Source organism: Pseudomonas sp. UYIF39 (assembly GCF_029963765.1).
Lineage (GTDB): Bacteria > Pseudomonadota > Gammaproteobacteria > Pseudomonadales > Pseudomonadaceae > Aquipseudomonas.
Window position 1 is genome coordinate 208,466 of the sequence record NZ_JALBYU010000005.1, and the last position, 22,469, is coordinate 230,934.

Sequence of the window (22,469 nt, forward strand, 5' to 3'; positions counted from 1 at the left end):
AAAAAGCCGTCGTGATGACGGCTGATTTGTATCGGGTATTGGCAATTACCGGCGGGTCAACAACACCCCGGATTCCATGTGGTGGGTCCACGGGAACTGATCGAACATTGCGCATCGGGTGATGCGATGGGTGTCGTGCAACTGGGCGATGTTGGCCGCCAGGGTTTCCGGGTTGCAGGAGATGTAGAGGATGTTGTCGAAGCGACGGGTCAGCTCGCAGGTATCCGGGTCCATGCCGGCACGAGGCGGATCGACGAAGACGCTACCGAACTCGTAGCTCTTCAGATCGATACCGTGCAGACGACGGAACGGACGAACTTCGTTCAGGGCTTCGGTCAGCTCTTCGGCGGACAAGCGCACCAGGGTGACGTTATCCACAGCGTTTTCGCTGAGATTACTCAACGCGGCGTTGACCGACGCCTTGCTGATTTCGGTGGCCAGCACTTTGCGTACTCGCGTCGCGAGCGGCAAGGTGAAGTTGCCGTTGCCGCAATACAGCTCCAGCAAATCGTCGGAGCGATCGCCGAGTGAGTCGTAAGCCCAGTTGAGCATCTTCTGGTTCACGGTGCCGTTGGGCTGGGTGAACGCGCCTTCCGGCTGGCGATAACTGAAGGTGCGGCCGCCGACGTTCATCTGCTCGACCACGTAATCTTGACCGATCACTTCGCGTTTACCCTTGGAACGGCCGATGACGCTGACGTTCAGGTCGGCTGCCAGTTTCGACGCCGCCGTGTGCCAGTGCTCGTCCAGCGGGCGGTGATAGCACAGCGTGATCATCGCATCGCCGGCCAGAGTGGTCAGGAACTCCACCTGAAACAGCTTGTGGCTCAGGGCCGCACTGGCTTGCCATGCCGCTTTCAGTTGCGGCATCAACTCGTTGATGCGCAGGCTGGCGATCGGGAATTCTTCGATCAGGATCGGCGTGCGCTTGTCTTCCTGGGAAAACATCGCGTAGTGACGCTCGCCGGCTTCGCGCCACAGGCGGAATTCGGCGCGCAGGCGGAAGTTTTTCAGCGGCGAGTCGAACACCGCAGGTTCTGGCGCACCGAACGGGGCCAACAGGTCACGCAGGCGCGCGACCTTCTCTTCGAGCTGAACGGCGTAAGCCTTGGAATCAAAAGTCATGCGTTGAACCAACCCAACTTGATCACGAACAGAATCGACAGAATCACCAGTGCCGGGTTCAGCTCACGGCCGCGGCCGGACAGCAACTTGATCGCGGTCCAGGAGATGAAACCGAAGGCGATGCCGTTGGCGATGGAATAAGTGAACGGCATGGCCAGAGCAGTGACCACGACCGGTGCGGCGACGGTGATGTCGTCCCAGTCTATTTCGGCCAGGCCGGATGTCATCAGTACCGCGACGAACAGCAGCGCAGGTGCGGTAGCAAAGGGTGGAATACTGGCGGCCAATGGCGAGAAGAACAGCGCCAACAGGAACAGAATCGCCACGACAACGGCGGTCAGGCCGGTGCGGCCACCGGCGCTCACGCCGGCTGCGGATTCGATGTAGCTGGTGGTGGTCGAAGTGCCCAGCAGCGAACCGGCCATGGCCGCGGTACTGTCGGCGATCAGGGCGCGACCCATTTTCGGCATGTGGCCGTCCTTGCCCATCAGGCCCGCGCGCTTGGCAACGCCGATCAGGGTGCCGGAGTTGTCGAACAGATCGACGAACAGGAAGGCGAAAATCACGCTGAACAGCCCGATGTCCAGGGCGCCCTTGATGTCCAGTTGCAGGAAGGTCGGGGCCAGTGACGGTGGCATCGACATCACGCCGCCGAACGGGGTGAAGCCCATGAGGATCGAAACGATGGTCACCGCCAGAATGCCAATCAGTACCGCGCCGCGCACTTTCAATGCTTCAAGGGCCACTATCAGGGCAAAGCCGAGGGTCGCGAGGATCGGGGCCGGTTGTTTCAAATCGCCGAGGCCGACCATGGTTGCCGGGTTGCTCACCACGATGCCCGCGTTATGCAGGGCTATCAGGGCCAGGAACAGACCGATACCGGCGGCAATCGCCGAACGCAGCGGCAACGGGATGCTGTTGATGATCCATTCGCGGATGCGGAAGATCGACAGCAGGAAGAACAGCACCGCCGAGATGAATACCGCACCCAGCGCTACTTGCCAGGTGTGGCCCATGTGCAGGACCACGGTGTAGGTAAAGAAGGCGTTCAGGCCCATGCCCGGCGCGAGAGCGATCGGGTAGTTGGCGATCAGGCCCATCACCGTGGAGCCGATGGCGGCTGCCAGACACGTGGCGACGAACACCGCGCCCTTGTCCATGCCGGTCTCGCCGAGGATGCTCGGGTTGACGAACAGAATGTAGGCCATGGCCAAAAAGGTCGTGACGCCCGCCAGTATCTCGGTCCGCACGTTGGTGTTGTGTGCCTTGAGTTGAAACAGCCTTTCCAGCATGTCTGCTCCCCGTGGCGCGCCAGGCGCCGTGAATGTATCGACCTCAACAGCAAAGCACAGACCGCTGCTGGCGCCTGGTAATTTTCTGTGGGTCGGAAAAAGCCGCGCATCATACCAGCCGCGTGGGGCTATGGCTGCTTATGGCTGCGATCGTCGTCGATGTTTTGCGGTAAAGCCAAGTGCGCCATACTGCGCGCTGATTTTGGGGGGACTTATGTATTGCATGAATAAACGTCTGATTGCCGTACTCGCAATGGCGATCGCCTTTTTCCTGGGGGCACACACCGCTTCGGCTGCATCGGCGGCGCCGTTGAGTCAGCTGAAGGTACTCAAGGTCGAGTCGCCGAGCTGTGGTTTTGAAAACATTGCCGATGGGCAGGAGCAGACGCGCTGTAATCACAATGGGCCGAACATCAAAATCTATGTGCTGGAAGTCGGTTACGGCCGTGGGGCGCATGTCGGGCTGGACGGTTTTGACGTAAACGGCACCCGGACCCCGATCTGTGCTTTTGATAATGGCAACCTGGCTGAGTGCACCGTCGGAAGAAAAACCGTCGGCTATTTGTATGTCTTCGATCTGGCCGGCAAGCAGGAAGGCACGTTCACCTTCAGCAACACCTCCATCAACGCGCCTGGCAATACGCTATCGACGCAGCTTTACATCAAGTAACGACGGGCTCGAACAAGGGGCAGGAAAGCTGACTACGCTTTAAAGATCATCCAGTGGACTGCGCCCATGACCTTTAGAGCTCTCATTACCCTCGCCGAGGGCATCGATGACCTGCAATCAGTGACCCTGATCGATGTGCTGCGCCGTGCCAAGGTTGAAGTGGTGGTGGCCAGCATCGAGGGACGGCGCATGCTCACCTGCGCGCGCGGCACCCGAGTGACGACCGATGCGATGCTGGTAGACGTGCTGGCCCAGCCGTTCGACCTGATCGTCCTGCCCGGCGGTGCCGTGGGGGCGCAACATCTGGCAGCCCATCAACCCCTGCAACAATTGATCAAGGATCAGGCAGCGGCAGGGCGCCTGTTCGCCGGCATCGCCGAGGCCCCGGCGCTGGCGCTGCAAGCCTTTGGCGTACTGCGTCAGCGGCGCATGACCTGCCTGCCATCGGCCAGTCATCAACTGTCGGGTTGCACCTTCGTTGATCAACCGGTGGTGGTCGATGGCAACTGCATCACTGCCCAAGGTTCAGGGGCGGCGTTGCAATTCGCCCTGACGCTGGTGGAACAACTCTGCGGTAAGGCCAGGCGAGCGGCGGTGGCGGGGGAGTTGGTGGTTTAGAGCGTGCCTTGAAAAACTGCTTCAGGCCTTCACTTCTTCCACCGGCACATGCATTCGATCTCGGTTGGCCAGGGTCGGGAACAGTTTGATCCACGCTCCGGTCACCACCAATGTGCCAATACCCCCCATGACCACGGCCGGCACAGTGCCGAACCAGTGGGCGGTCAAGCCGGATTCAAACTCGCCCAACTGGTTCGAAGCGCCAATGAACAGACCGTTCACGGCACTGACCCGGCCGCGCATTTCATCCGGGGTTTCCAGTTGCACGAAGGAAGCGCGGATCACCATGCTGATCATGTCCGCCGCGCCCAACACCACCAACACCACCAACACCGCCAGGGAAAACCAGAGCGAGGTCGACAGGCCGAACGCAATGGTCGCGACACCGAACACGCCCACGGCGGTGAACATGACCCGTCCGACTTTGCGTTCCACGGCAAATCTCGCCAGGTACAGCGACATCAGCAGCGCGCCGACTGCCGGCGCTGAACGCAGCAGGCCCAAGCCCCAAGGGCCGGTCAGCAGAATGTCCTTGGCGAACACCGGCAGCAACGCCGTCGCGCCACCGAGCAGGACGGCAAACAGATCCAGAGAAATCGCCCCGAGAATGTCCGGACGACTGCGAATGAAGCGGATACCCGCCAGCAACGAATCCAGCGTCGCCTTGCCCTTGTTCAGCGGTGTCTGCCGTGCAGGCAGGTTGAGCATCAGCAGGCAGGCGATGATGTAGAGGATCACCGTCGGGCCATAGACCCAGACGCTGCCGAAGGCGTAAAGCAACCCACCGAGGGCCGGGGCAACGATAGTCGCCGATTGCTGTGCGGATTGGGCGGCGGCGACCGCGCGGGGGAACAGCGCGCTGGGCACGATGCTCGGCAACAGAGCCTGAGTGGTCGGCATTTCGAAGGAGCGGGCGGCACCGAGCAGGAACGCGAGGATGAAGATCATCTCCCGGGTGACATTGTCGGTCGCGCTACCGATGGCCAGCGACAGGGCGATCAACGCTTGCAGGGACTGACAGATTGCCGCGACCTTGCGCCGGTCATAACGGTCCGCGACATGCCCGGTGTGCAGCATGAACAGCACTCGCGGGGCAAACTCCACCAGACCGACCAGGCCCAGGTCGAGCACATTGCCGGTCAGTTGGTAGAGGTTCCAGCCAATGGCCACCGTGAGCATCTGAAAGCCGCTGGCGGTAAACACCCGAGCCAGCCAGAACGCGATAAAAGGGCGGTGATGACGTAACAGCAAGGGCGCTTGGCTGGGCATCTGAGGGCAGGTCTTGAGCGAGGAGAGGGTCGAGATTATCACCAAGCTGTAACCAAAAGTTGCAGGGCTGGGAAATTTCGTTAGCTAGACACCAATCTCGAAAACGCGGAAATCCCCCTGTGGGAGCGAGCTTGCTCGCGATGGCGGCGTATCAGTCACTCATCTGTCGCCTGACACACCGCTTCGCGAGCAAGCTCGCTCCCACAGAGGTATGTGTTACTGCTTATGACCAGGCCAGTGAGGCAACCTGTCACGCGGCAAAAGACCACACCGTCCATCGTCAAAAATGGGACTACTCTTTTAACGTTGCTTGATCCAGATCAAGACCGCTCGTGGAATTGATCCGGCGGCCAGATGGCCAGACTCCCTACGTTGTGATGTTTGTAAAAAAAGAACGAATTCGAATTCGCCACACTCCATATCCGTGGGGGCAGTGGGTGCAGGGCCTCCACCCCGCAGCCGGTATTACCTGACAGAGGAAGACTTATGTTCGGTTTGGAGGCACTTGATCTCGCCCGGATGCAGTTCGCGTTCACCATTTCGTTTCACATTCTATTTCCCGCCATCACCATTGGCCTGGCAAGTTACCTGGCGGTGCTCGAAGGCCTGTGGCTGAAAACCCATAACGACACGTACCGCGATCTGTACCACTTCTGGTCGAAGATCTTTGCCGTCAACTTCGGCATGGGCGTGGTCTCCGGGCTGGTCATGGCCTATCAGTTCGGTACCAACTGGAGCCGTTTTTCGGACTTCGCCGGCTCTGTGACCGGGCCGCTGCTGACGTACGAAGTGCTCACTGCTTTCTTCCTCGAAGCCGGTTTCCTCGGTGTCATGTTGTTCGGCTGGAACAAGGTCGGGCGCAATCTGCACTTCTTCGCCACGGTCATGGTCGCCATCGGCACACTGATCTCGACCTTCTGGATTCTCGCTTCCAACAGCTGGATGCAGACGCCGCAAGGCTACGAAATCGTCAATGGCCAGGTCATTCCCGTGGACTGGCTGGCAGTAATCTTCAACCCGTCCTTCCCGTACCGACTGATGCACATGGCGACGGCAGCGTTCGTCGCGACTGCCTTCTTCGTCGGCTCCTCGGCGGCCTGGCATTTGCTGCGCGGCAAGGACAACCCGGCGATCCGCACCATGCTCTCGATGGCCATGTGGATGGCCTTGATCGTGGCGCCGATTCAGGCCGTCATCGGTGACTTCCACGGGCTGAATACGCTTGAGCATCAGCCGGCGAAAATCGCCGCGATTGAAGGCCACTGGGAAAACCACGGCGATGAGCCGACCCCGCTGATCCTGTTCGGCTGGCCGGACATGAAAGCCGAGAAGACCAAATTCGCGGTAGAGATTCCGTACCTGGGCAGCCTGATCCTCACGCACTCGCTGGACAAACAGGTGCCGGCGCTCAAGGAATTCCCGCCTGAAGACCGGCCGAATTCGACCATCGTGTTCTGGTCGTTCCGGATCATGGTCGGGCTCGGCTTCCTGATGATCTTCACCGGTTTGTGGAGCCTGTGGCTGCGTAAGCGCGACAAGCTCTATACCTCACGGCCGTTCCTGTACCTGGCATTGTGGATGGGGCCGTCCGGCCTGATCGCGATCCTCGCCGGTTGGTTCACCACTGAAATCGGCCGTCAGCCGTGGGTGGTCTACGGCCTGATGCGCACGGCGGATGCCTCCTCCAATCACAGCTTCATGCAGATGAGCATCACGCTGATCATGTTCGTCGTGGTCTATTTCGCGCTGTTCGGCGCAGGCCTGGGCTACATGATGCGCCTGGTGCGCAAAGGTCCGAAGATCGACGAAGGCAAGGAAACCAACGACGGTGGTCCCGGCCAGAAACGCACGCCGGCCCGTCCGCTGTCCGCCGCCGATGACAACGGTGACAGCGACCACCGCCCCAGCCTGACCAAGGAGATTTGACTCATGGGTATTGATCTTCCGCTGATCTGGGCCGTGATCATCATCTTCGGCATCATGATGTACGTGGTCATGGACGGTTTCGATTTGGGGATCGGGATTCTCTTCCCGTTCATTCCGGGCAAGACCGACCGTGACGTCATGATGAATACCGTCGCGCCGGTCTGGGACGGTAACGAAACCTGGCTGGTACTGGGCGGCGCGGCGTTGTTCGGTGCTTTCCCGTTGGCTTATTCGGTGGTGCTCTCGGCGCTGTACCTGCCGCTGATTTTCATGCTGATTGGGCTGATTTTCCGCGGCGTGGCCTTCGAGTTCCGCTTCAAAGCCAAGGACGACAAGCGCCATCTCTGGGACAAGGCGTTCATCGGTGGCTCGGTCGCCGCCACCTTTTTCCAGGGCGTTGCGTTGGGTGCGTTCATTGATGGGTTGCCGGTGGTCAATCGCCAATTTGCCGGTGGCTCACTGGACTGGTTGACGCCGTTCACCCTGTTCTGCGGCGTGGCGCTGGTGGTGGCTTATGCGCTGCTCGGTTGCACCTGGCTGATCATGAAGACCGAAGGCAAGTTGCAGGAGCAGATGCATGACCTGGCTCGGCCACTGGCTTTCGTTGTACTGGCAGTGATCGGTATCGTCAGCATCTGGACCCCGCTGGCCCACGCCGAGATTGCCGCTCGCTGGTTCACCCTGCCAAACCTGTTCTGGTTCCTGCCGGTGCCGATTCTGGTGCTGGTGACCATGTACGGTCTGATCCGCGCGGTGGCTCGCAATGCGAACTACACGCCATTCCTGCTGACGCTGGTGCTGATCTTCCTCGGCTACAGCGGTTTGGGTATCAGCCTGTGGCCGAACATCGTGCCGCCGTCGATCTCGATCTGGGACGCCGCCGCACCGCCGCAAAGTCAGGGCTTCATGCTGGTGGGCACGTTGTTCATCATCCCGTTCATCCTGGGTTACACCTTCTGGAGCTACTACGTGTTCCGCGGCAAGGTCACCCACGAAGATGGTTACCACTAGAGCCCGCGACAGTGGCGCAGGGCTGATACCTGCGCCCTTTCTTCAGAGGAGATTACGATGATGGCGGGTAAACATTCCTTGCAGGAAATCGAAGCAGCAGAGAAAAAGCCGCTCTGGCAGCGCCTCGGCTGGCTGGCGATGATCTGGACCGGCAGCGTTCTGGCGCTGTTCATCGTGGCCAGCCTGATGCGCATGTTCATGAATGCCGCAGGCCTGACGACCCACTGATTTTTTGCCCGTTATTTGCGGGCTTTAAGGATCACGAACTTGGGTGTGGACGCCACTTGCTCGACACCGCGGAACAACCGCGCGAGCTTGCTGTGATACCCCAGATGACGGTTGCCGACGATGTACAACGCGCCGCCTACCACCAGCGCCTCTCGGGCCTGCTGGAACATGCGCCAGGCCAGGAAGTCGCCGACGACTTGTTGTTGGTGAAACGGTGGGTTGCACAGCACGACATCCAGAGACTGAGGTTCCTGACCGGCCAAACCATCGCCAGCACGTACCACCACGTCCCGGTCACCCAGCGCCGCGCGCCAGTTTTCGGCGGCCGATTGCACGGCCATGAACGACTCGTCCACGAGCGTGTAGTGGGCCTCGGGGTTTTGCAGGGCACTGGCGATGGCCAAAACCCCATTGCCACAACCAAGGTCGGCAACCCGCGCTGAGCCAAGGTTCTTTGGCAGGTGCGGCAAAAACGCTCGCGTGCCGATATCCAGCCCTTCGCGGCAAAACACATTGGCGTGATTCAGCAGTTCGATTTCAGGGGCGTCGAGTCGATAACGGGTCGGGTAGGGGGACGCGACGGGTGCTTTGACCTCAGCGGTCGCGATCAATAGCCGAGCCTTCTTCACCGCCAGCGAGGCTTGTACCGGGCCGATGTAGCGTTCCAGCAGATCGCCCGCGGCTCGGGGCAAATGCTTGATCATCGCAGCAGCAATCACCTGGGCTCCCGGCGCCAGTTGACCCTGCAAGCGAATCAATTGTTCTTCCAGCAAGGCGAGGGTTTTCGGGACCCGGATCAGTACCCGGTCAAAAGGACCTGAAAAGGCTTCGCTGGCAGGTACGCTCGGCACCGCATCAAACGCCTGGCCGTTACGGATCAGATTTTTTTCCAGTCCCTGAAAGGCCAGGAACGAGTCACCGCTGCTGGTCACTTGAACCTTGCCCACAAGGCTGGCGGCCAATGCGCCAAAGCTGTCGTTGAGCACCAAAACCCGAGTGTCGGCCGAGGGCTGTTGGTCAGCCAGATGGGTGAGCAGGTATTCGTCTGCGGCATCAAATGCCTGCAGCGGTTCGTTCTGCTGTTCGGGCTGGCGGATCAGGTCGAGTCGGGCGAAGGGTGTTTCGAGCAAGGGCATGAGGCGGGGCTCTGGGTAATCAACGGGGTCATCAACAGGTGTCCCGCGGCCCTGGGGCGTTGTAGCGGGCGAGACCGTCCGAGTGTACTGCGTCGTGAAGGTTCACACGTCATCACTCAGGAGGGCCCGCAAATGGTACGTTTTTTTCTTTTGGATTACTTGCTGGTTTTTTGGGTCAGCGTATCGCGCTGCAGTTGAGAATACCGTCCTTGGTTGCGGCGATGACTGCCGAAATCTTGTTATTGACCCCGAGCTTCAGAATCGCGCTTTGCACATGGAAATTGACCGTGCGTGCGCTGAGATTAAGGATTCTGGCACTCTCATACGCAGTCTTGCCATCAGCCGCCAGTTTCAATACATCGATCTCGCGGGGGGACAAATGCGGCACGGGTGGCTTCGCCGATTTCCTCGGCAGCGTCTGTGCGATCAATGCATGCAGATGGCGCCCGATGAACACCGAAAAGCCGAGATTTTCATACAGCTCAAACGCAGTGATTGGGCAATGGCTTCTGGCCAGGCTCAGAATGCTGCAAACACCACTGTCCTCATCATGGACCGATTGCGACCAGCCGTGCTGCAATCCTTGTTTCTCAAGCGCGTCCCACAACCACGGGTCTTGGAAAAAAGTTCTTCGCTCCAAAGGACAGGCAACCTGGAGTGATTGCAGTGAGCCACTATTGGGTCTATTGCGCTGAAATTTTTTTGTTCATATTCAATGTTCCAGTCCGTAGGGTAGTTGTTGAGCTGTACTGTATTGAAGTGGTCAGTTTTTGTTGAGTATGTTGTTGAAAAGGCGAAAAATTTAAAACCTATATTTTTCGCGAAACCCAGTGAAATCCGGTAGGCATTATCAATCTCCGTTGCCCGCGATAATTGGTTGAGTTGTGATTCCTTCCACCTCTCCATTGTGTCTCTCCAGATTTGACGTTACATGGGGCTGCCGTTTTTGGATCCAAGATCCGGCACGAACCGAGTGTAGGATATTTCCTGTGTATGTGTTGAGAATTTTTGGCTTTGTTTAAGGTTTTTAAACAAGTATCTGGTTCTAACGTTTGGGAGTGCCGGCATAGATAATGAAATGTCGGGCTTACTATAATCAGGCTTGAATTTGTGTGTTAGCCGAGTGGTTAACATTAAGTCGTGCTATGAAGTTAATACGAATGAGGTCCTGGCTAAAGCCACTACAAATCACCGGTGTTTAATCACTCCGCTTTGCGGGACACTGTGGCTATCTGTTGAATGGAGCACCCCATGACCGCCAGTGCAGAAAAATTCACTCGCCAGACCTTGCTCGACGTCCAGTCGCTGACCCCCAGTCTGTTCACCCTGCGGACCACCCGGGATCCGGGTTTTCGTTTTCGTGCAGGGCAATTCGCCCGGCTGGGCGTAACCAAGGCTGACGGCAGCACCGTATGGCGGGCTTATTCCATGGTGTCGTCGCCCCATGACGAGTTCCTCGAATTCTTTTCCATTGTGGTGCCCGGGGGGGAGTTCACCAGTGAGTTGAGTCGGCTGGGAGTCGGCGATACTCTGCTGGTCGAGCGTCAGGCCTTTGGTTACCTGACGCTGGATCGCTTTGTCGACGGACGTGATCTCTGGTTGTTATCCACAGGCACCGGCCTGGCGCCGTTTCTGTCGATCCTGCAGGACTTCGAGGTCTGGGAGAAATTCGAACGAATCATCCTGGTCTACAGTGTGCGCGAAGCCCGGGAACTGGCTTATCAGGACCTCGTCAGCGGGTTGGCCCAGCGCGACTATTTAGCGGAGTTTGCGCACAAGCTGCAGTTCATCACCACCGTCACCCGCGAGCAACATGCTGGCGCTCTAAGCGGGCGGATCACTGCGCTGATCGAAAATGGCGAGCTGGAGCGGGCGGCAGGCCTGGCGCTGACGGCCGAGTACTCAAGGGTCATGCTCTGCGGCAATCCGCAGATGATCGATGACACGCGCAAATTGCTCAAACAGCGCCACATGCACTTGAGCCTCAGTCGCCGACCCGGGCAAGTGGCGGTGGAAAACTACTGGTAAAAAAAACGGCGCCTCAAGGGCGCCGTTGCTTGTTTTACTGACCTGTTGAGGGCCGGTTGTTCTGAGCCTTGAGTAGATCGCGGATCTCTTCCAGCAATTCTTCTTCCTTGGTCGGAACCGGCGGCAGCGTTGGCGCAACGGCCTCTTCGCGTTTCAGGCGGTTGATGGCTTTGACGCCCATGAAGATCGCGAAGGCGACGATGATGAAGTCAATCAGGCTCTGGATGAATTTGCCGTACGCCAGCACTACCGCCGGAATATCGCCGTTGGCTGCTTTGAGCGTGACGGCCAGGTCACTGAAGTCCACCCCCCCGATCAGCAGGCCTATAGGTGGCATCACCACGTCGCCGACAAACGATGAAACGATCTTGCCGAAGGCGGCACCGATGATGATACCGACGGCCATGTCGACCACGTTACCTTTGACCGCGAAGGCCTTGAACTCACTTATCACGCCCATAGGTTATTTCCTTGTTACAGATGAGGTTGGTGAACGCAGTGTAAATCAGCATGATGCATCCCGCTCGAAACACTTGCTTACAGAACTTGCCTGCTACCGACCTTCTCTGCGGTAAAAAGTTTGAAAATGCCACTGCTCTTGTTCGGGGTAGCCGCTTTAACGTAGGGCCTCCAGCGCGCCCGCAGAACATTTACCCATCGATTGTTCGTCTCTGCCGAGTGGAGGAAGGTGCAGGATGTAACATAGAAAGTAGGGGCTTTAGCATCACTGGGTTGATATAAGGGCAATGCTCGGTACATGAAGTTTTATGTGGATGGTTTGCAAGGTGTATGGACTCGCACCTCAAACAAACTCCCTGTGTTCGATGTTGAGAATGCTATTATATTGCCATTGGCTTGGTTGTTCGTGTTGTAACGTTGGCTTGACAGTTGGATTGTACGTTCAAGTTATAAATGAAAAGGATTTGTACAGGTTTTATTTTTGTTTCATGGGGCGAGACTAATGCCGGGTTGGATATGTTTGGAGACGTTGTACAGGTTTCATCGTTAGTAATGCCGTGAATGTATTCCAAGGGCTGAACAAGTTGCTACCGAAGATCCGTTGGGTAACTTCAGTCGCCCTGATTCGCACCAGCTGAGCTATCATCGCGGTTTTTGTCGGGAGTTCAGATGGCCAAGGCCAAGCGCATGTATGGCTGCACCGAGTGCGGCTCAACCTTCCCCAAGTGGGCTGGCCAGTGCGGCGAGTGCGGGGCCTGGAACACCCTGACCGAAACCATGGTGGAGAGCGGTGGTGCCGCAGCCCCCAGCGGTCGCACCGGCTGGACCGGTCAACAGGCACAGATCAAGACCCTGGCCGAAGTCAGCGTCGAAGAGATTCCGCGTTTTTCCACAGCATCCAGCGAGCTCGATCGGGTGTTGGGCGGTGGTCTGGTCGATGGTTCGGTGGTGCTGATTGGCGGTGATCCGGGCATCGGCAAATCGACCATTCTGCTGCAAACCTTATGCAACCTCGCCAAAGTCATGCCGGCGCTGTACGTCACCGGCGAAGAATCCCAGCAGCAAGTGGCCATGCGCGCCCGCCGTCTCGGCTTGCCTCAGGATCAACTGCGGGTGATGACCGAAACCTGCATCGAGACCATCATCGCCACCGCCCGGCAGGAAAAACCCAAGGTGATGGTGATCGACTCGATTCAGACGATCTTCACCGAGCAACTGCAATCGGCACCGGGTGGCGTGTCCCAGGTCAGGGAAAGCGCGGCGTTGCTGGTGCGCTATGCCAAGCAGAGCGGCACAGCGATTTTCCTGGTCGGTCACGTGACGAAAGAAGGTGCATTGGCCGGACCGCGAGTGCTGGAGCACATGGTCGACACGGTTCTGTATTTCGAAGGCGAATCCGATGGGCGTTTGCGTTTGCTGCGGGCGGTGAAGAACCGTTTCGGCGCCGTCAACGAACTGGGCGTATTCGGTATGACCGACAAGGGTTTGAAAGAAGTCTCCAACCCTTCGGCGATTTTTCTCACCCGTGCGCAGGAAGAAGTGCCGGGCAGTGTGGTCATGGCGACGTGGGAAGGGACGCGGCCGATGCTGGTGGAAGTCCAGGCGCTGGTGGACGACAGTCACCTGGCCAACCCACGTCGGGTAACGCTGGGGCTGGACCAGAATCGACTGGCGATGTTGTTGGCGGTGCTGCACCGTCACGGCGGCATTCCGACTCACGATCAGGATGTGTTTCTCAACGTGGTAGGCGGGGTGAAAGTGCTGGAAACGGCCTCCGATCTGGCGCTGATGGCGGCGGTCATGTCCAGTTTGCGCAACCGGCCACTGCCCCATGATCTGTTGGTGTTCGGCGAGGTCGGGCTTTCCGGCGAAGTACGCCCGGTGCCGAGCGGCCAGGAACGCTTGAAAGAAGCCGCCAAGCACGGCTTCAAACGCGCCATCGTGCCTAAGGGTAATGCGCCTAAAGAAGCGCCGCCGGGGTTGCAGATTATTGCCGTAACGCGTCTGGAGCAGGCGCTGGACGCGTTGTTCGAGTAACCGTTAAACAGGAAACAAACCCTGTGGGAGCTTGCTCCCGCATTGGAATGGGGATTGGCCTTCAAACCTCGATGAGTGCACCCAACTCCCGCTCCAGCTCCTGGGAGTCGCCCAGGTTGAGTTCAACCAATCGCCGCAAGCGTTCGATGGATTCCAGGCTGATGTGTTTGCAGACGAACCCGAGCTGACCATGATCATCGTGGGTCAGTTGCACATCCATCTTGATGGCGACGTCCTCGTTGAGATGAATATCGACCAGGAAATGCCATTCCCGATTCCCCAGCCACGGTTCGGGTTTTTCGATCAACAGTCCCTTAAGGGACAGGTCGATCAACTTCACCGGCCAGATGAATTCCCCCTGACTCAGCTCGGTTCTGGCATCGAACGCAATACGTTTGAAGCGGCGGCGATTGGCAGGGTGTTCGCTCATGGCGCAATCCTCGTAAATGTTCGCTGACTATAGACCCGCATTGTCAAAGGCTGCCAGCAAAGTGATGGCTCAACCTATGTCGGGGGATGGCCTTTGCGGCCGTTAGGACTAAACTCGGGATGATTGTCTTTCTTGTCCACCATGGCTGGAATCATAAAATGAAAAATAATAATAGCCTGCTACGCCACCTACCCTGGCTGGTGCTGGCAATCGTAGGGGCGTGCGCCCTCGGTGTCGTGGCATTGCGCCGAGGCGAGGCGATCAACGCCTTGTGGATTGTGGTCGCCGCCGTGGCCATCTATCTGGTTGCGTATCGTTACTACAGTCTGTTCATCGCTAACAACGTGATGCAACTCGACCCGCGACGGGCCACCCCCGCCGTGCTCAACAATGACGGTCTGGACTACGTGCCGACCAACAAACACATCCTCTTCGGTCACCACTTCGCCGCCATCGCTGGCGCAGGGCCGCTGGTCGGTCCGGTCCTGGCGGCGCAGATGGGTTACCTGCCCGGTACGTTGTGGCTGATTGCCGGCGTGGTGCTGGCGGGTGCCGTTCAGGACTTCATGGTCCTGTTCATGTCCACCCGCCGCAACGGTCGTTCCCTGGGCGACATGGTCCGTGAAGAAATGGGCCGCATCCCCGGGACCATCGCGCTGTTTGGCTGCTTCCTGATCATGATCATCATCCTCGCGGTGCTGGCTCTGATCGTGGTCAAGGCCCTGGCCGAAAGCCCGTGGGGCATTTTCACGGTGATGGCGACCATCCCGATCGCGATGTTCATGGGCATTTACATGCGCTACATCCGTCCGGGCCGCATCGGTGAAATCTCCGTGGTCGGCGTGCTGTTGCTGCTTGGTTCGATCTGGCTGGGCGGGCAGATTGCCGCCGATCCGGTGTGGGCCAAGGCATTCAGCTTCACTGGCGTGCAGATTACCTGGATGCTGGTTGGTTACGGTTTCGTGGCCGCCTCGTTACCGGTTTGGCTGATCCTGGCGCCGCGGGACTACCTATCGACCTTCCTCAAAATCGGCACCATCATGGCCCTGGCGATCGGCATCCTGGTCACCATGCCCGAGCTGAAAATGCCGGCGCTCACCCAGTTCGTCGACGGTACCGGGCCGGTATGGAAGGGCGGTCTGTTCCCGTTCCTGTTCATCACCATCGCCTGTGGCGCAGTTTCCGGTTTCCACGCGCTGATTGCTTCCGGCACCACGCCGAAACTGCTGGATAACGAAGTCAACGCCCGTTATATCGGTTACGGCGCCATGCTGATGGAATCCTTCGTCGCCATCATGGCCATGGTGGCCGCGTCAGTGATCGAGCCAGGCGTGTATTTCGCCATGAACAGCCCGGCGGCAGTCGTCGGCGGTGACGTGGTGGCCGTGGCACAAACCGTCAGCAGCTGGGGTTTCGCGATTACCCCGGAAGCGCTGCTAGCGGTGGCCAAGGACATTGGTGAAACCACCGTGCTGGCCCGCGCCGGCGGTGCGCCGACCCTGGCGGTCGGTATCGCGCAGATCCTGCACAGTGTCCTGCCGGGTGAAAACACCATGGCGTTCTGGTACCACTTCGCGATCCTGTTCGAAGCGTTGTTTATCCTGACCGCCGTCGACGCCGGTACCCGTGCCGGACGTTTCATGTTGCAGGATTTGCTCGGCTCCTTCGTGCCAGCGCTGAAACGCACCGAATCCTGGACCGCCAACCTGATCGCAACCGCTGGTTGCGTGGCGATGTGGGGCTGGTTGTTGTACCAGGGCGTGATCGATCCACTGGGCGGCATCAACACCTTGTGGCCGCTGTTCGGTATCTCCAACCAGATGCTGGCCGGTATCGCGCTGATGCTCGGCACCGTTGTGCTGATCAAAATGAAACGCCAACGCTACGTCTGGGTCACCATGCTGCCAGCGGTGTGGTTGCTGATCTGCACCACCACCGCCGGCTTCATCAAGCTGTTCGACGCCAACCCGGCGATCGGCTTCCTGTCGCTGGCGAAAAAATACAGCGATGCCCTGGCCAACGGTCAGATCCTCGCGCCGGCCAAGGATATTACGCAGATGCAGCACGTGATCTTCAACGCCTACACCAACGCAACGCTGACGGCGCTGTTCCTGTTCGTGGTATTCAGTATCCTGTTCTACGCGCTCAAGGTCGGTATTTCCGCCTGGGGCAGCAAGGAACGTACGGATAAAGAAGCACCATTCCAGGCTCTGCCGGATGCGTAATCGAGGATTGCACCATGTTCAATGACCTGAGTCGCCTCGGTAAGTACCTCGGTCAGGCCGCGCGCCTGATGGTCGGGATGCCCGACTACGACAATTACGTCGAGCACATGCAAACCAAGCACCCGGACAAACCGGTGATGACCTACGAAATGTTCTTCCGGGAACGCCAAGAGGCTCGTTACGGTGGCAAGGGTGGGCCGAAGTGCTGTTGATCCAGTTGTTGGATTAACAGCGATACCTGTGGGAGCGAGCTTGCTCGCGATGGCGGACTGTCAATCAACAGTGATGTTGAATGTTAAGCCGCCATCGCGAGCAAGCTCGCTCCCACATTTGTTTTGTGTTGATACTTTTATTCAGTGAGTCAGGAGATTCAGTTTGTCCTCTCCCATCCCGGTAACAATCCTCAGTGGCTTTCTCGGCGCGGGAAAAACCACGCTGTTGCGCCACCTGCTCAAAGCCGAACACGGCCTGAAAATCGCCGTGATCGAGAACGAATTCAGTGACGCCGGTATCGACACCCAACTGTTGGGCGACGAGCCAGTGCAAGTGATGACGCTGTCCAACGGCTGCGTCTGCTGCACCATCCACACCGACCTGACCAAGGCTTTGTACCTGCTGCTAGAACGCCTGGACAGTGGCGAAATCGCCTTCGACCGTCTGGTGATCGAATGCACCGGCCTGGCTGACCCTGCACCCGTGGCCCAAACCTTTTTCATCGATGAAGAGCTGCGCGAGCGCTACATCCTCGACGGCATCATTACCCTGGTCGATGCGGCGCACGCTGACACTCACCTGACTCAAACCATCGCCCAGGCGCAGATCGGTTTCGCCGACCGCTTACTGGTGAGCAAGCGCGATCTGGTGGACGAGGCGACCTTTACCGCGCTGAGCGAGCGTCTGACCCGCATCAACCGTCGCGCACCGATCCGCGTGGTCGAGCACGGCAAGATCGATCTGGCCGAATTGCTCGACGTGCGCGGTTTCAATCTCAATGCCGACCTGGGTGGTGGCGTCAGCCTGCGCCCGGTGAGCAAAGCGCCGTCCATCGACCGCATTTCCAGCCTGGTGCTGCGCACCGACAAGCCGCTGGATATCGACAAGCTCAGCGAGTTCATGAACGAACTGCTGGAGGACCATGGCAAGCAATTGCTGCGCTACAAAGGCGTGTTGAACATCCTTGGCGAGCCGCGGCGCATGGTGTTTCAGGGCGTGTTGAAGTTGTACGGTTTCGATTGGGATACCGAATGGGCAGAGGATGAAACGCGCGAAAGCGTGATCGTATTCATTGCCGATGATTTGCCGGAAGAGAAGATTCGCGAGGGGTTTGCGCGGGTGGCAGCAACCTGAAGCATTGTCGGCGTCTGCTATGAGCCCATCGCGAGCAAGCTCGCTCCCACATTTGGAATGCATTCCCCTGTGGGAGCGAGCTTGCTCGCGATAGCGATCTAACCGGCAGCACGATCTTGGCTGGATCTCGATCCAGCGTTCAGCAATGTCGCCTCTAGATGATTCAGATGCTGGTTCATTAGTGTCTCGGCCTTCCGAGCATCCCCACGCTCAACCGCATCCAGAATCCCCTCATGCGTCTGCCATGCGCAATAGCCCTCTGCCTTCGCATCAAACTGCGCAATCGCCAATGAAGTAAGCGGCACCAGGCTGCCAAGAAAATGCGCCAAAGGTGCATTCCCCGCCATTTCGGCCAACTGCAAATGAAACTCCCCGGACAACCGAATCGCCGGGCCATGCTGATCGCGCTCCAGACACCGACGCTCACTATCAATCAAGTCGCGCAGACGATTCAGGTCTCGCGGGCGAGGCTGCTGACAGGCCAGTCGCACCAGTGTGAGTTCGGTCAGTCGCCGGGCGTGAAGCGTCTGCCGAGTCTGCTCGACATCTGGCGCGGCGACCCGGGGACGATGGTGGGTGCGAAGGATGATGATCTGCTGATGTGACAGCTGCGTCAGTACCTGGCGGATGCTGCTGCGGCTCACCCCGAATATGTCCCCCAGGCTTTCTTCGGTGAAGCGACTGCCGGGGGCGATGCGCTGTTCGAGAATGGCATCGAATACCCGTGAGTAGAGATCATCTGCCGATGGCTTCCCGGTGTTCGTTCGGGGGAAGGGCAGGGCAGTGAGTGTTTGCGGTGAGGCGAAGCTGTTCATGGCCTGTCTCCAGTTCGAAGCGGACTCAACTGACGAGGTTGTCGTCCGGAATATTCAATTCGATGCCCATCCGCTGACCTTCCCGAAGGATGTGCCGACGCATTTCGGCGCTGGCCTGGGCGCTGTTTTTGCTGCGGATCGCCCGCACCACCGCTTCGTTCTCCTCAAGGCGCTCAGCCAAATGCTCCGGGGAGTTGCGCAGCACGTCGGCGCTTTGCTTGAGGGCGTTGCTGGTCTGTTGCACCACACTCTGGAAAATCGGGTTCGAGGTCAGCGTGAACAGCTCTTCGTGGAACGCGATGTAGGCGTTCACGCCGGCTTCGCTGTCGTTGGCTTCCAGCGCTTCGCGCATGTCCATCAGGGTCAGGCGCAGTTGCCCGACTTCCTTGCTGCTGATCGACTGCGCCACCAGGCCGACAATGAACGGTTCAAGCGTGTAGCGCAGTTGCAGCACGTCTTCCAGGCTCGCACCGGCGACTGCGCTGTCATGGCTTTGGCTGTCGCTGAGATTGGCCTCCAGCACCACCACGCCTTTCCCCGGCATGGAGCGCACCAGGCCGAGAGTTTCCAGCACGATGACGGCTTCACGCAGGCTCGGGCGGCTGATGCCCAGTTGTTCGGCCAGCTCACGCTGCCCCGGCAGCATCTCGCCGGAGCGCCACTGACCACGGGCCAAAGCGGCCCGGAGTTTTTCTACGACTGAATTGACGACGGTTGATGTGGTGATCACTGTTCGCTCCATGAGCATCCAAAACGTTTGATGACCGTGCCTGCCCGTGGGGCAGGCACGGCGATTATTCAGAATTCCTGCTGATGCGCCGGGCCGACAGGCTTTCTCGGCTGGAAGGTATAACCCACCTGGCCGGAAAGAACTTTGTTCGCACGTTGGATATCGATGTCCTTTTCCCAGCGCGCGATGGCCACGGTGGCGACGCAGTTGCCGATCAGGTTGGTCAGCGCCCGGCCGATGCCCATGAACCAGTCCACTGCCAACACCAGCACCAGACCGACCACTGGAATCGCCGGGATCGCCGTCAGTGTCGCCGCGAGAATCACCAGTGCCGAGCCGGGAATCCCGTGGGCACCTTTGGAGGTGATCAACGACACCAGCAGAATGGTCAGCAGGTCGGTCATGGCCAGCGGCGTGCCGGTCGCATTGGCGATGAACACGATGGCGAGGGTCAGGTAGATCGAGAAACCGTCCAGGTTGAACGAGTAACCGGTAGGAATGACCAGCCCGACCGTCGAACTGCCGATGCCCAGATGCTCAAGCTTGCGCATGATTTGTGGCAGCACGGCGTCAGAAGAAGCGGTGCCCATGACGATCAGCAGTTCTTCGCGCAGGTACTTGAGCAATGGCCACATCCGCAGGCCGGACAGACGCATCACCAGGCCGAGAATCAGCGACACAAACGCTGCGCAGGTCAGGTAGAAAAGGCCGACCAGGCTGCCCAGGTGTTGCAACGAGTCCAGGCCATATTTGCTGGTGGTGAAGGCAATCGCGCCGAACACACCAATCGGCGCCAGGCGCACGATCATGCCCATGATGCGGAAGATCACGTGGCTGAGTTCGTTGATCAACCGGGAAATCCCGGAGGCCGCTTCGCCCACCAGATTCAGGGCGCTTCCGAACAGCACCGAAAACAGCAGCACTTGCAGAATGTTGTTGTCCGCGAAGGCGCCGATCACCGAGGTCGGGATCAGGTCCATCAGGAACTGCGTGGTGGTGTGCATGTGCTGACCGCGCTGGGCGATGTCGCCCATGTCGGCAGCGGAGAGCTGTTCCAGATGAATGTTCGCGTCGCTGCCGATGCCGGTGCTGAAGGCGAACACCAGGCCGATCACCAACGCGATGGTGGTCAGCACTTCGAAATAGATCACCGACTTCAGGCCGATGCGTCCGACCTTCTTCAGGTCGCCGGCACCGCTGATGCCGCTGACAACTACGCAGAACACGATCAGACCGATGAGCATCTTGATCAGTTTGATGAAGCCATCGCCGAGCGGTTTGAGCTGGGCGGAGTATTCAGGAAGGGTCAGCCCACAGACGATGCCGAGCACCAGTCCGAGAACCACTTGGAGGAAGATTGAACGCGAGCACCATCTGAGCATGGGAGGAATCCTGGTCGGTGTCCTAGCTGCCGACGCTTAAGCGCATCAGATTCAGGACTTAATTATTGTGGTCTTACCGGTATGTCCAGTGCAGGCGCAGTCTAGGCGCTGTTTTTGGGTGATCGCAAGCAAATTTTGAGTGATTGGCATGACCGGTCTTACCAGTTGGGCGCAATACCCCGACCTTGAGCCTTTCCGTTGTTTAAAAAAATCGCGGACGAAAAAAAACCGGCCATCACTGGCCGGTTTTTCATTGCTGCGGTTTTGCGGGCTGATTAGGCGCCGTATACCGGCAGCTTCTTGCAGATGGCCTTGACCTTCTCACGAACGGCGTCGATCACCGCTTCGTTGTTCAGGTCCGCCAGGATGTCGCAGATCCAGCCGGCCAGCTCTTTGCACTCTGCTTCCTTGAAGCCACGAGTGGTCACCGCCGGAGTACCGAAGCGCAGACCGGAGGTGACGAACGGGGAGCGTGGATCGTTTGGCACGGAGTTCTTGTTCACGGTGATGAACGCTTTGCCCAGAGCGGCGTCGGCGTCTTTACCGGAGATTTCCTGCTTGATCAGCGACAGCAGGAACAGGTGGTTTTCAGTACCGCCCGAGACCACGTCGAAACCGCGCTCGATGAACACGCCGGCCATGGCCTTGGCGTTCTTCACCACTTGTTGCTGGTAAGTCTTGAACTCAGGCTGCAGTGCTTCCTTGAAGCAGATCGCTTTGGCGGCGATCACGTGCTCCAGCGGGCCACCCTGGGCGCCCGGGAATACCGCGGAGTTCAGCTTCTTCTCGATGTCGGCGTTGGCGCGAGCCAGGATCAGGCCGCCACGTGGACCGCGCAGGGTCTTGTGCGTGGTGGTGGTCACGACGTCAGCGAAAGGCACCGGGTTCGGGTAGACGCCAGCGGCGACCAGACCGGCCACGTGGGCCATGTCGACGAACAGGTAGGCGCCAACTTTGTCGGCGATTTCGCGGAAGCGCGGGAAGTCCAGAATCTGCGAGTAGGCAGAGAAACCAGCCACGATCATTTTCGGCTTGTGCTCAACGGCCAGACGCTCGACTTCGTCGTAGTCGATCAGGCCGTTGCCGTCGATACCGTACTGAACGGCGTTGTACAGCTTGCCGGAGGAGGAAACGCTGGCACCGTGGGTCAGGTGACCACCGTGCGCCAGGCTCATGCCCAGGATGGTGTCGCCCGCTTGCAGCAGAGCCAGGTAAACGGCGCTGTTGGCTTGCGAACCGGCGTGCGGCTGAACGTTGGCGTAATCAGCGCCAAACAGTTCTTTTGCACGGTCGATGGCCAGTTGCTCGACCACGTCGACAAACTCGCAACCACCGTAGTAGCGCTTGCCCGGGTAACCTTCGGCGTACTTGTTGGTCAGTACCGAGCCTTGAGCTTCCATCACCGCAGGGCTGGTGTAGTTTTCCGAAGCGATCAGCTCAATGTGCTCTTCCTGGCGCTGAGCTTCTTGCTCCATGGCGGCAAAGAGATCGGCGTCGTACTTGGCAATAGTCAAATCACGGCTGAACATGGCGGTCCTCAAGGATCGGGGGCAGAAAAGGGGGGCATTCTAACCCATCGGGTTTTGGAAGGCATATGAAAGGACATCATGTCGCAGACAAGTGGGCTTCATGACGGGATCAGCGGTGATCATGCCGGCCTCATCGCGAGCAAGCTTGCTCCCACATTTGGAATGCGTTCCCCTGTGGGAGCGAGCTTGCTCGCGATAGGGCCATCAGCAGC

General features: G+C 58.8%; 20 protein-coding genes and 1 pseudogene. 10 read left to right on the forward strand and 11 right to left on the reverse strand.

All coding sequences use genetic code 11. From position 1 onward, the window contains the following. Nucleotides 1–45: 45 nt before the first annotated feature. Both trmA and MO767_RS09150 read right to left on the reverse strand, forming a co-directional pair. Complete coding sequence (trmA, locus tag MO767_RS09145; RefSeq protein WP_282480220.1) at nt 46–1,125, reverse strand: tRNA (uridine(54)-C5)-methyltransferase TrmA; 1,080 nt, start codon at nt 1,123–1,125, stop codon at nt 46–48. After that, complete coding sequence (locus MO767_RS09150; RefSeq protein WP_282480221.1) at nt 1,122–2,417, reverse strand: NCS2 family permease; 1,296 nt, start codon at nt 2,415–2,417, stop codon at nt 1,122–1,124. The genes trmA and MO767_RS09150 overlap by 4 nt, the downstream gene beginning before the upstream one ends. Before the next feature lie 214 nt (nt 2,418–2,631). On the opposite strand from MO767_RS09150, the gene MO767_RS09155 reads away from it, so the two are divergent. Beyond that, nucleotides 2,632–3,087 (forward strand): DUF4879 domain-containing protein, encoded by a 456-nt coding sequence (locus MO767_RS09155; RefSeq protein ID WP_282480303.1) that lies wholly within the window; start codon nt 2,632–2,634, stop codon nt 3,085–3,087. A 66-nt stretch (nt 3,088–3,153) separates the two neighbouring features. After that, complete coding sequence (locus MO767_RS09160; protein ID WP_282480222.1) at nt 3,154–3,705, forward strand: DJ-1 family glyoxalase III; 552 nt, start codon at nt 3,154–3,156, stop codon at nt 3,703–3,705. A gap of 21 nt (nt 3,706–3,726) precedes the next feature. Here the strand turns inward: MO767_RS09160 and MO767_RS09165 are convergent, their stop codons facing one another. Next, on the reverse strand, nt 3,727–4,974 hold the full coding sequence (locus tag MO767_RS09165; RefSeq protein ID WP_282480223.1) for an MFS transporter: 1,248 nt from the start codon (nt 4,972–4,974) through the stop codon (nt 3,727–3,729). 486 nt (nt 4,975–5,460) lie between these two features. On the opposite strand from MO767_RS09165, the gene MO767_RS09170 reads away from it, so the two are divergent. From MO767_RS09170 to MO767_RS09180, 3 genes are read left to right on the forward strand one after another with little or no spacing between them, the layout of a single operon-like run. Further along, entirely contained in the window at nt 5,461–6,900 is a 1,440-nt protein-coding gene (locus MO767_RS09170; RefSeq protein WP_282480224.1) for a cytochrome ubiquinol oxidase subunit I, read from the forward strand. A 3-nt stretch (nt 6,901–6,903) separates the two neighbouring features. Continuing rightward, the gene (gene cydB, locus MO767_RS09175) at nt 6,904–7,911 is read left to right on the forward strand and encodes a cytochrome d ubiquinol oxidase subunit II (RefSeq protein ID WP_149628144.1); all 1,008 of its coding nucleotides are present in this window, start codon (nt 6,904–6,906) and stop codon (nt 7,909–7,911) included. A gap of 60 nt (nt 7,912–7,971) precedes the next feature. After that, the gene (locus MO767_RS09180; protein ID WP_282480304.1) at nt 7,972–8,139 is read left to right on the forward strand and encodes a DUF2474 domain-containing protein; all 168 of its coding nucleotides are present in this window, start codon (nt 7,972–7,974) and stop codon (nt 8,137–8,139) included. Nucleotides 8,140–8,150: 11 nt separating this feature from the next. On the opposite strand, the gene MO767_RS09185 is transcribed toward MO767_RS09180, so the two are convergent. Together MO767_RS09185 and MO767_RS09190 are read right to left on the reverse strand one after the other, a co-directional pair. After that, nucleotides 8,151–9,275, reverse strand: a complete 1,125-nt coding sequence (locus tag MO767_RS09185) for a methyltransferase (protein WP_282480225.1) — start codon at nt 9,273–9,275, stop codon at nt 8,151–8,153. 175 nt (nt 9,276–9,450) lie between these two features. Continuing rightward, nucleotides 9,451–10,181, reverse strand: a pseudogene (locus tag MO767_RS09190) (autoinducer binding domain-containing protein). Between the two features lie 345 nt (nt 10,182–10,526). Between MO767_RS09190 and MO767_RS09195 the strand changes: the two are divergent. Next, on the forward strand, nt 10,527–11,303 hold the full coding sequence (locus MO767_RS09195) for a ferredoxin--NADP reductase (protein WP_282480226.1): 777 nt from the start codon (nt 10,527–10,529) through the stop codon (nt 11,301–11,303). Nucleotides 11,304–11,337: 34 nt separating this feature from the next. Here MO767_RS09195 and mscL read toward each other — a convergent pair whose 3' ends face one another. Beyond that, a complete protein-coding gene (gene mscL, locus MO767_RS09200) occupies nt 11,338–11,763 on the reverse strand; it encodes a large-conductance mechanosensitive channel protein MscL (protein ID WP_282480227.1) in 426 nt (141 codons plus the stop codon). 668 nt (nt 11,764–12,431) lie between these two features. Between mscL and radA the strand changes: the two genes are divergently transcribed. After that, nucleotides 12,432–13,799, forward strand: coding sequence for a DNA repair protein RadA (radA, locus tag MO767_RS09205; protein ID WP_008149143.1), 1,368 nt, complete (start codon nt 12,432–12,434; stop codon nt 13,797–13,799). A 61-nt stretch (nt 13,800–13,860) separates the two neighbouring features. Here the strand turns inward: radA and MO767_RS09210 are convergent, their stop codons facing one another. Next, entirely contained in the window at nt 13,861–14,229 is a 369-nt protein-coding gene (locus MO767_RS09210) for a PilZ domain-containing protein (protein WP_282480228.1), read from the reverse strand. Nucleotides 14,230–14,387: 158 nt separating this feature from the next. On the opposite strand from MO767_RS09210, the gene MO767_RS09215 reads away from it, so the two are divergent. The 3 genes from MO767_RS09215 (at nt 14,388) to yjiA (ending at nt 17,801) form a co-directional block, all read left to right on the forward strand. Then, the gene (locus MO767_RS09215) at nt 14,388–16,454 is read left to right on the forward strand and encodes a carbon starvation CstA family protein (protein ID WP_282480229.1); all 2,067 of its coding nucleotides are present in this window, start codon (nt 14,388–14,390) and stop codon (nt 16,452–16,454) included. Between the two features lie 14 nt (nt 16,455–16,468). Then, on the forward strand, nt 16,469–16,666 hold the full coding sequence (locus MO767_RS09220; protein ID WP_008154232.1) for a YbdD/YjiX family protein: 198 nt from the start codon (nt 16,469–16,471) through the stop codon (nt 16,664–16,666). Nucleotides 16,667–16,829: 163 nt separating this feature from the next. Continuing rightward, a complete protein-coding gene (yjiA, locus tag MO767_RS09225) occupies nt 16,830–17,801 on the forward strand; it encodes a GTPase (RefSeq protein WP_282480230.1) in 972 nt (323 codons plus the stop codon). Nucleotides 17,802–17,899: 98 nt separating this feature from the next. On the opposite strand, the gene MO767_RS09230 is transcribed toward yjiA, so the two are convergent. From MO767_RS09230 to glyA, 4 genes are all read right to left on the reverse strand, one after another. Beyond that, nucleotides 17,900–18,616: a GntR family transcriptional regulator gene (locus tag MO767_RS09230; protein ID WP_282480231.1), complete on the reverse strand. Its 717-nt coding sequence runs from the start codon at nt 18,614–18,616 to the stop codon at nt 17,900–17,902. A 25-nt stretch (nt 18,617–18,641) separates the two neighbouring features. Beyond that, the gene (locus MO767_RS09235; RefSeq protein ID WP_123367761.1) at nt 18,642–19,346 is read right to left on the reverse strand and encodes a FadR/GntR family transcriptional regulator; all 705 of its coding nucleotides are present in this window, start codon (nt 19,344–19,346) and stop codon (nt 18,642–18,644) included. A 68-nt stretch (nt 19,347–19,414) separates the two neighbouring features. Next, complete coding sequence (locus MO767_RS09240) at nt 19,415–20,728, reverse strand: C4-dicarboxylate transporter DctA (protein WP_282480232.1); 1,314 nt, start codon at nt 20,726–20,728, stop codon at nt 19,415–19,417. A 275-nt stretch (nt 20,729–21,003) separates the two neighbouring features. Continuing rightward, nucleotides 21,004–22,257 (reverse strand): serine hydroxymethyltransferase, encoded by a 1,254-nt coding sequence (gene glyA / locus MO767_RS09245; RefSeq protein ID WP_123367763.1) that lies wholly within the window; start codon nt 22,255–22,257, stop codon nt 21,004–21,006. Between the last annotated feature and the right edge of the window lie 212 nt (nt 22,258–22,469).